Origin of the sequence: Nocardioides psychrotolerans (assembly GCF_943371775.1) — a bacterium.
GTDB lineage: Bacteria > Actinomycetota > Actinomycetes > Propionibacteriales > Nocardioidaceae > Nocardioides > Nocardioides psychrotolerans_A.
The window spans coordinates 22,631-31,284 of sequence record NZ_CALRWD010000053.1 but is presented as its reverse complement, the minus strand read 5'-3'; the positions used below and the strand labels follow the sequence as shown (position 1 = coordinate 31,284).

Annotated in this window: 7 protein-coding genes and 1 tRNA gene; 2 read left to right on the top strand and 6 right to left on the bottom strand. The window is 72.1% G+C overall.

The annotated features are described in order from the left end of the window. The first annotated feature begins 91 nt into the window (after positions 1–91). Complete coding sequence (locus AAG827_RS14970; RefSeq protein WP_341926902.1) at positions 92–2,416, top strand: DUF6351 family protein; 2,325 nt, start codon at positions 92–94, stop codon at positions 2,414–2,416. 49 nt (positions 2,417–2,465) lie between these two features. Beyond that, positions 2,466–4,211 (top strand): GAF domain-containing sensor histidine kinase, encoded by a 1,746-nt coding sequence (locus tag AAG827_RS14965; RefSeq protein ID WP_341926901.1) that lies wholly within the window; start codon positions 2,466–2,468, stop codon positions 4,209–4,211. Between the two features lie 237 nt (positions 4,212–4,448). On the opposite strand, the gene AAG827_RS14960 is transcribed toward AAG827_RS14965, so the two are convergent. The 6 genes from AAG827_RS14960 to AAG827_RS14935 form a co-directional block, all read right to left on the bottom strand. Next, the gene (locus tag AAG827_RS14960; protein ID WP_341926900.1) at positions 4,449–4,742 is read right to left on the bottom strand and encodes a hypothetical protein; all 294 of its coding nucleotides are present in this window, start codon (positions 4,740–4,742) and stop codon (positions 4,449–4,451) included. 21 nt (positions 4,743–4,763) lie between these two features. After that, positions 4,764–4,837 (bottom strand) — tRNA-Gly (locus tag AAG827_RS14955). A 65-nt stretch (positions 4,838–4,902) separates the two neighbouring features. Next, entirely contained in the window at positions 4,903–5,631 is a 729-nt protein-coding gene (locus tag AAG827_RS14950; protein ID WP_341926899.1) for a peptidase E, read from the bottom strand. After that, complete coding sequence (pgm, locus tag AAG827_RS14945) at positions 5,628–7,289, bottom strand: phosphoglucomutase (alpha-D-glucose-1,6-bisphosphate-dependent) (protein WP_341926898.1); 1,662 nt, start codon at positions 7,287–7,289, stop codon at positions 5,628–5,630. Before pgm ends, AAG827_RS14950 begins: the two co-directional genes overlap by 4 nt. Positions 7,290–7,323: 34 nt before the next feature. Further along, the gene (locus AAG827_RS14940) at positions 7,324–8,076 is read right to left on the bottom strand and encodes an ROK family protein (RefSeq protein ID WP_341926895.1); all 753 of its coding nucleotides are present in this window, start codon (positions 8,074–8,076) and stop codon (positions 7,324–7,326) included. A gap of 70 nt (positions 8,077–8,146) precedes the next feature. Beyond that, complete coding sequence (locus AAG827_RS14935; RefSeq protein WP_341926894.1) at positions 8,147–8,515, bottom strand: hypothetical protein; 369 nt, start codon at positions 8,513–8,515, stop codon at positions 8,147–8,149. Positions 8,516–8,654: the final 139 nt, after the last annotated feature.

Genomic DNA, 8,654 nt, shown 5'->3' with positions numbered 1-8,654 from the left:
GTTGCAGCAGCTGCAACATCGCGCCGACTCGGCCGTGTCTGTGACGGCAGTCACGCGTTAGGCCTCCTGAGAACCCTCAGGAGGTCTTCGCATGTCACGTCGTCTGGTCGCCCTCGGAGCGACCCTGCTCCTCCCGCTCGTCGCCCTGGCTCCCGTGCCGCCCGCACCCGCGGCGCCGCTCGCAGCCGCGCCCACCGCCGAGCAGCGCCAGCGCCCCGCCCTCGTGATCAAGGTGCTGTCCAACCGCGCCGACCTGGTCTCCGAGGGGGACGCCCGGGTGGCGGTGGCGCCGGCGAAGGGCGTGCGGCTGCGGACGATCCGGGTCAGCCTGGGCCAGCGCGACGTCACGAAGCGCTTCGCCCTGCGGCCCAACGGCCGCTTCGAAGGCATCGTGACGGGCCTGAAGGTCGGTCGCAACGTGCTGACCGCGCGCGCCGGCGGCTTCTCCACGAGCGTGACGATCACCAACCACCCCGCCGGCGGCCCGATCTTCTCCGGGCCGCAGCTGGGCCCCTACGAGTGCCAGGCCACCGCGCGGGACGCGCAGTGCAACGAGCCGGCGTCGTACTCCCTGCTCTACCAGTCCTCCGACCCCACCAAGGGCGGCCTCCAGCCCTACGACCGCCAGGACCCGCCGAGCGACGTGGCGACCACGACGACCGACACCGGCGTCACCGTGCCGTTCGTCGTACGCCGGGAGGACGGCTTCCAGGACCGTGACCGCTACACGATCCTCACCCTGGTCCAGCTCGGGAAGCCGTGGGCTCCGTGGGCGCCCCAGCCGCAGTTCAACCACAAGGTGCTGATGACCCACGGTGGCAACTGCGGCGCGGCCTACGCGCCCGGCGAGCCGCCCCTGGAGGACTACTCCGGCACCATCCCGGCCGACACCCCGGGCATCACGCAGAGCTATGTCACCGCGCTCGGGCTGGGCTTCTCGGTGATCTCGACCGCGCTCGACAACACCGGGCACAACTGCAACGTCGCGATGCAGGCCGAGTCGCTGATGATGGCCAAGGAGCGGTTCGTCGAGCGCTACGGGCTGATCCGCTACACGATCGGCACCGGCTGCTCGGGCGGCTCGATCGCCCAGCACACGGTGGCCAACGCCTACCCCGGGATCTACCAGGGGCTGATCACGACCTGCTCCTACCCCGACACGCTGTCGGCCGGCGCCCAGTTCGCCGACTACCACCTGATGCGGCGCTACTTCGAGGACCCGAGCCGCTGGGCGCCGGGCGTGGTGTGGTCGCCGACCCAGATGGCCGACGTCGAGGGTCACATCTCGATCCTCAACTCCGTGGTCGCCGACGAGGGTCTCTTCAAGGCCGCGCTCAACCCGGAGACCGCCTGCCCGGGCACCCAGGACCCGGTCGCGGGCGACCGCCGCACCCGCTACGACTCCGAGACCAACCCCGGCGGGGTGCGCTGCTCGGTCCTCGACATCATGCAGAACGCGATCGGCCTGCGGCCGCGCTCGGTCTGGACGGCCCAGGAGAAGGCCGCCGGCCGTGGCTTCGCCGGGGTGCCCTTCGCCAACAAGGGCATCCTCTACGGCCTCGAGACGCTCAAGGCGGGCCGCATCACGACCGCCCAGTTCGTCGACCTCAACGAGAAGCTGGGCGGGCTCGACGTCGACTCCCAGCCGATCGCCGGTCGCACCCAGGGCGACGAGGCCTCGATCCGACGCGCCTACCGCACCGGCCTGGTCAACGAGGCCGAGAACCTCGACGACGTCGCGATCATCAACTTCGGCGGGCCCGACCCGGGCATCGCGCACGACTACGCCCACGCGTTCTGGACCGAGGAGCGCCTGATGCGCGACCAGGGCCACACCGACAACCGGGTCATGTGGTTCGGCGTCACGCCGCTGATCGGCGACCCCGGCTGGGCCAACGAGGCCCTGACCGAGATGGACCGGTGGCTGCGGGCGGTGGAGCGGGACCGCCGTACGGTCCCCCTGGCGCGCAAGATCGTCCAGGACAAGCCGGCCGACCTCACCGACCGCTGCTCCAACGTGCCCGGGGTGGGCGACGTGGCCGGCGAGGACGACGAGGTCGACTGCGCGCTCCCCGAGTCGCTGCAGCTGAGGCTCAGCACGCCGCGCGAGATGGCCGGCGACGACGTCTTCAACGACCGCCTCGCGTGCCGGCTCGAGCCGTTGCGGCGCAGCACCTTCGACTTCCTCCTGCTGCCGCTCTCCGACGCCCAGTGGGCGCAGCTCCGGGCGGTCTTCCCCGACGGCGTCTGCGACTACTCCGTGCCCGGTCGCGGTCGGGTGCGCACGCAGACCTGGCTGAGCTACTCCGACGCCTCCGGCGACGTGGTCCACGGCGGTCGCAACCTCCCGCCGCTGCCCGCCGGGTCGGCGGACGGTTGGTCGAGCGCGTCGTTCCGGGAGATCCTCCGACGCTGAGCCCGCCGCATGGCGCACAATCCCCCTGGGAGCCGAGGGGGCAGGGGTCATGGCGGTCGCAGGGCATGAGGGCTGGTCGGACTCGTCCGCGCGCGCCGTGCTGCAGCTGATGGTGGAGTCGGTCGCGGAGCTGATCGGCTTCGAGGTGGCGGCGCTCTCGGTGGTGGTGGACGACCAGCTCGCGACGGTCGCCTACACCGGGCCCGAGGAGTTCCGCGCCTACCTCGAGCAGCCCGACCCTGTCAGCGTGCTCGACCCGGTGCTCGCCCAGGCGGACGCCCACGGTCGGCTGCGGTGGCTCGCGGCGGAGGACTACGAGCACGACCTCGAGGGCCACTGGGTCGCCTTCGACGCCGTCGACCCCCACGGCCCCGACGCCTGGCGACCGCACGACGTGCTGATGGCGCTGCTGACCGACGACGAGGGGCGCCTGGTGGGCGTGCTCTCGGTCGACCGGCCGGTCTCGGGTCTCCGCCCTGACGAGCCTCGGCGGCGCCTGCTCGAGCGCTATGCCGCGCAGGCCGAGCGTGCCGTGCTCACCGCCTTCGAGCGCGAGGAGCTCGTCCGCCGCGTCGCCCACGCCGAGTCGGCCCGGCAGCTGATCAGGTCGGCCTCGATGCCTGCCCAGGCCTCGCTCGAGGCGGTGCTCGACCACACCCACGGGCCGCTGGTCGAGGGCTTCGGGGCGAGCGGGTCCTGGATCCAGGTGCTCGACCCGGAGGGCCACGACCGTGGCCGGGCCCGCAGCCACGACGGCACGACGATCGAGCTGACCGGTCGCATGGTGGAGCTCGCCCACCGGCTGGCCCCGCGGCTGTGGGCCCAGCAGCACGTCCTGGAGCTCAGCGTGGACGAGCCGGTCATCGACGACCGGCTGCACGACGTCGCGCTGCAGCAGCTGGCCGACCTCGGGCTGTCCCGCGCGCTCGGGATCCCCCTGGGCGTGGGCGCGGAGTGCCTGGGCCTCCTGGTGCTGACCCGTCGTGCCACGGACCCGCCGTGGTCCTCCGACGAGGTGGAGTCGGCGCTGCCGATCGGCCACGACCTGGGCGCCGCGCTGCTGACCGCGCGGGCCCTGGAGCGGGAGCGTGCGGTGGTGCGGGAGCTCCAGGCGCTCGACGACTACCGCAGCCAGCTCATCTCCACGCTCTCCCACGAGCTGCGCACGCCGCTCGCCGTCATCGCCGGCAACCTCGAGCTCATGGCCGACCTCGACCTCGACGGGGCGGGCGCGCGCTGCCGCGACGCGATGACCCGGGGCACGACACGCATGCAGAAGGTCGTCGACGACCTCCTCCTGCTGGCCCGTGTCAGCCACCCGCTGCACCCGTTGGACCTCGCCGACGTCGACCTGTGCCAGGTCGTCGGCGACATCGTCGAGCTCGTCGCCTCCACCGCCGTGGCCAAGGACCTCACCCTGCGCCTCGAGCTCGAGCCCGGCGGCCTCCTCGTGCCCGGCGACGCCGGCGAGCTCGACCGCCTCGTGGGCAACCTGGTGAGCAACGCCGTGAAGTACACCGCCGCCGGTGGCACGGTCACCGTCTCCGCCTGCCGCCGTGGCACCGACGCGGTCCTCCAGGTCGCCGACGACGGCCTCGGCATCTCCGAGGAGGACCAGATCGGGCTCTTCCACCCGTTCTTCCGCACCACCAACCCCGAGGCGCTCCGCGAGCCCGGCACCGGCCTGGGCCTCGCCATCGTCGCCACGATCGTCGAGCGTCACGCCGGCCGGGTCGAGGTGCGCTCACAGCCCGGCGTCGGCACGACGTTCACGGTCACGCTGCCGACGGGCTGACGTCGCACCGTCGTCGGTCGAACCCGACAGGCGTAGCCGAACGTACTCATTGCTCCCGACCATCGCCTCGTCAGGCGTGGCGACGGGTGGTTGAACTCGATTGAGTACGTCCGACTACGGAGTCTGGTGCTCGAGCTGCTCCGCGAGGTCCACGATCGCCCGACCGACCGCCGCGGGGCCCAGCAGCGGGCTGGGGACGAGAAGGATCACCGGATCAGTGTGGCTGGGCCGCTCGTCTCAGGACCCGCGAGGCGCGTTGCGGCGTCGTCCGAGCCGGAAGCCGAGGCCCCCGGCGAGCACGACCAGACCCGCCGCCGCCGCGGCACCGCCCATCAGCTGCCATCGCGACACGACCATCGCCGACGTGCCGCTCAGCGTGTCGCCCCACCCCATCTGCCAGTCGGCGCCCTCGCTCGGCGGCGTGTAGGCGAACCAGCCGAAGTCGCTCGAGGACGTCTGGGAGGACAGCACCACGGCGACGCCGCCGAGCACGAGCGCGAGGCCGAGGAGCCACCACAGATGACGAAGCACCTGGGGAGTATGCGCTGCTGATGGAGCGGACGCGAGGATTTGAACCTCGACCCCTTCCCTGGAAGGGAAGCGTGCTGCAACTACACCACGTCCGCGGAGCCAGCCTCTGACGAGCCTGACGTGTCAGAAGTATGGACCATCGCGTCCGGCGCCGGCCGGGTCACCCCAGGTAGCGCACGTCGATCGGGCTCTCCGCCACGTCGAGTCCCTCGCCTGCGAGGTGGACGCGCCAGGCGCCGGCGCCCGGGCGGGACGAGACGGCCTCGTGGAGCTCGCCGTCGCGGAAGACCAGCGCGCAACCGTCGTCGGCCGCGACGCCGGCGGGCAGGGAGCCGGTGGCGACGAGGTCGACGTACGTCGGGCGCCGCTCGGCCTCGCCGTCGAAGTGCGGGCAGGCGGAGCCGGTGAGGAGGCCGAGGCCGTCGTGGAGCGGGGCGAGGGGCCCGAAGGAGTCGGTGACGGACGCCTCGAACCAGCAGTTCATGCCGGCGCTGATGCCGGCGAGGACGACGCCGGCCTCCACCGCCTCGACGAGGATCGCGTCGAGGCCGTGCAGGCGCCACAGGGCCAGCAGGTTGGCAGTGCTGCCGCCGCCGACGTAGATCACGTCCTGGTCCAGGACGAAGGAGCGCAGGTCGACGTGGTCGAGGTCCGCGAGGCGGAAGAGCTGCAGGGAGCCGGTCTCGGCGCGGCCGTCGAAGGCGGCGAGGAAGCGGTCGACGTAGCTCTCCGCGTCACCGCTCGCCGTCGGGACGAAGCAGACCCGGGGCAGCCCGTCCGCGCCCCGGCGGCGGGTGGCCAACGAGAGCACGTGGTCGTCGAGCAGGGGGTTGTCGGGCTCCATCGAGAAACCGCCGCCCCCGAGGGCGACGATGGTGCCGCGCCTCATCCGAGAGCGGCCGAGACGACCTCGCGGGCCTCGTCCTGCACCCGGGCGAGGTGCTCTGGGCCTTGGAACGACTCGGCGTAGATCTTGTAGACGTCCTCGGTCCCCGAGGGCCGGGCGGCGAACCAGGCCGAGGCGGTGGTGACCTTGAGACCACCGATCTTGGCGCCGTTGCCGGGCGCCTCGGTGAGCTTGGCGCTGATCTCCTCGCCGGCCAGCGTGGTGGCGCTGACGTCGTCGGGGGAGAGGGCGGCGAGCTTGGCCTTCTGGGCGCGGTCGGCGGGGGCGTCGATGCGGGCGTAGGCCGGGTCCCCGTGCTCGGCGACCAGGTCGGCGTAGTGCTGGCTCGGGGTGCGGCCGGTGCGGCCGGTGATCTCCGAGGCGAGCAGGGCCAGGATGATCCCGTCCTTGTCGGTCGTCCAGGTGCTGCCGTCGGTCCGCAGGAACGACGCGCCGGCCGACTCCTCGCCGCCGAAGCCGAAGGACCCGTCGATCAGGCCGGGCACGAACCACTTGAAGCCGACCGGCACCTCCACCATCGGCTTGCCGAGCGACGCGGCGACACGGTCGATCATCGAGGAGGAGACCAGCGTCTTGCCGATGCGGGCGCGGTCGGGCCAGCCGGGGCGGGCGCCGCCGAAGAGGTAGCCGATCGCGACGGCGAGGAAGTGGTTGGGGTTCATCAGGCCGCCGTCGGGGGTGACGATGCCGTGGCGGTCGGAGTCGGCGTCGTTGCCGGTCGCGATGTCGAAGGCGTCCTTGCGGGCGATCAGCGAGGCCATGGCGTGGGGCGAGGAGCAGTCCATCCGGATCTTCTCGTCCCAGTCGAGCGTCATGAAGCGCCAGGTCGGGTCGACCAGCGGGTTGACCACGGTGAGGTCGAGCCGGTGGCGCTCGGCGATCGCGGCCCAGTAGTCCACGCTGGCCCCGCCCAGCGGGTCGGCGCCGATCCGCACGCCGGCCTCGCGGATCGCGTCGAGGTCGAGGACCTGCGGGAGGTCGTCGACGTAGGTGCCGAGGAAGTCGTAGGAGGACGCCGCGGCCCGGGCGCGGGCGAAGGGGACCCGTCGTACGCCGTCGAGGCCGGCGGCGATCAGCGCGTTGGCGCGCGCGGCGATCACCGAGGTGGCGTCGGAGTCGGCAGGGCCGCCGTGGGGCGGGTTGTACTTGAAGCCGCCGTCGCTCGGCGGGTTGTGCGAGGGGGTGACCACGATGCCGTCGGCCAGCCCGGCGCCCGAGCCTCGCCCCGAGTGGGACAGCGACTTGCCGAGGTTGGCGCGCAGGATGGCGTGGGAGACCGCGGGCGTGGGGGTGTAGCGGTCGTCGGCGTCGACGAGGACCGTCACGTCGTTGGCGGCGAGGACCTCCAGCGCCGTGGCCCAGGCCGGCTCGGAGAGCGCGTGGGTGTCGCGACCGATGAAGAGCGGGCCGTCGTAGCCCTGCTCCTTGCGGTAGTCGCAGATCGCCTGGGTCGTGGCCAGGATGTGGTGCTCGTTGAACGACGTCTTCAGGCTGGTGCCGCGGTGCCCGCTGGTGCCGAAGGCGACCTGCTGGTCGACGTCCTCCGGGTCGGGGGTCTGGGTGTAGTACGCCGTCACCAGGTGGGCGACGTCGACGAGGTCCTGGGGCTGGGCAACGGTGCCTGCGCGGGATTCGGCCATGGCGCCATCATGCACCGCGTCGGAGGGGGAGCAGCTAGAAGCGACCCTCGCGGGCGTAGAGCGCCGCCCCGATGATGCCGGCCTTGTTGCGCAGCAGGGCCGGGATGATCGGCGTCTCGATCTCGATCATCGGCAGGAACGTCGCGGCGTGCTTGCTGACCCCGCCGCCGACGACGATCAGGTCGGGGGAGAAGAGCCGCTCGAGCACGCGGTAGTAGGTGGTCAGCCGCTCGGCCCACTCCTGCATGCTCAGGTCCTCGCTCTCCCGGGCGCTGTTGGCCGCCCGGTGCTCGGCCACGTGGCTGTCGATCTCGAGGTGGCCGAGCTCGGAGTTGGGCACCAGCACGCCGTCGTGCACCAGCGCGGAGCCGATGCCCGTGCCGAGGGTGGTCAGGATGACGAGGCCGCGCTGGTTGCGGGCCGCCCCGAAGCGCACCTCGGCGATCCCCGCGGCATCGGCGTCGTTGAGCACGTGCACGTCGCGGCCCGTGGCGGAGGAGAAGAGCTGGTCGGCGTCCGCGCCGATCCAGGCGTCGTCGATGTTGGCAGCGCTGCCGACGACCCCTCGTCGTACGACGCCCGGCACGGTCACGCCCACCGGGCCGGTGTGGTCGGGGAAGCGTCCCAGGAGCTCGGCGAAGACCTCGGCGACGGCCTCGGGGGTGGAGGGCTGCGGGGTCGGGATGCGCTCCCTGTCGGCCGCGAAGTCACCGGTCTCGAGGTCGACCGGTGCCCCCTTGATGCCGGAGCCGCCGAAGTCGATGCCCAGGGGGTGGTCCGTGCTCATGCTGGTCATCACATCACGGCCACCGGATGCGTCACCGAGGTGCACGCGGGTGAGCTGGTCCCGGCGGCGGCTACGGGCCGGTCTTGATGCGCAGGTCGGTGCCGATGGTCTGGGTGCCGCGCTGAAGGCCGTGGGAGTAGGTCAGGTCGACGCCGTCGGTGCGGACGACGCCCGGTCGTGACGCGGTGACGAGCAGGACCAGCTGCTGGGAGAGCGCCGATCCTGTGTCCAGGACGGTGCCGTCCTCCAGCGGTGTCCGGCCCGCACAGACGTCGGCGAGGATGTCGCCGCCCCCGACGCCGAGCGCGCCGGTGCCGGCGTCAGGGAAGACGCTCGGATGCGTGTGCCAGTGCCAGGCCCACCCCGCACTGGCGACGAGCAGGAGGGCCGAGACGGCGCTTTCAAGCGGTGGTTGCACCTGTGGTGGGTGAGAGGCCATGCGGTCCTCGTTGGAGCATGGTTTGACGGTGGAGGAGCGGCGAGTGGCAGTTTCCAGCAAGACCCCTCGACGCGAGGTTCGTTGCAACAACAGGTTGAGCTGAAGGCGTTGACCCTGAGAGCGAGGTGACATATAATCA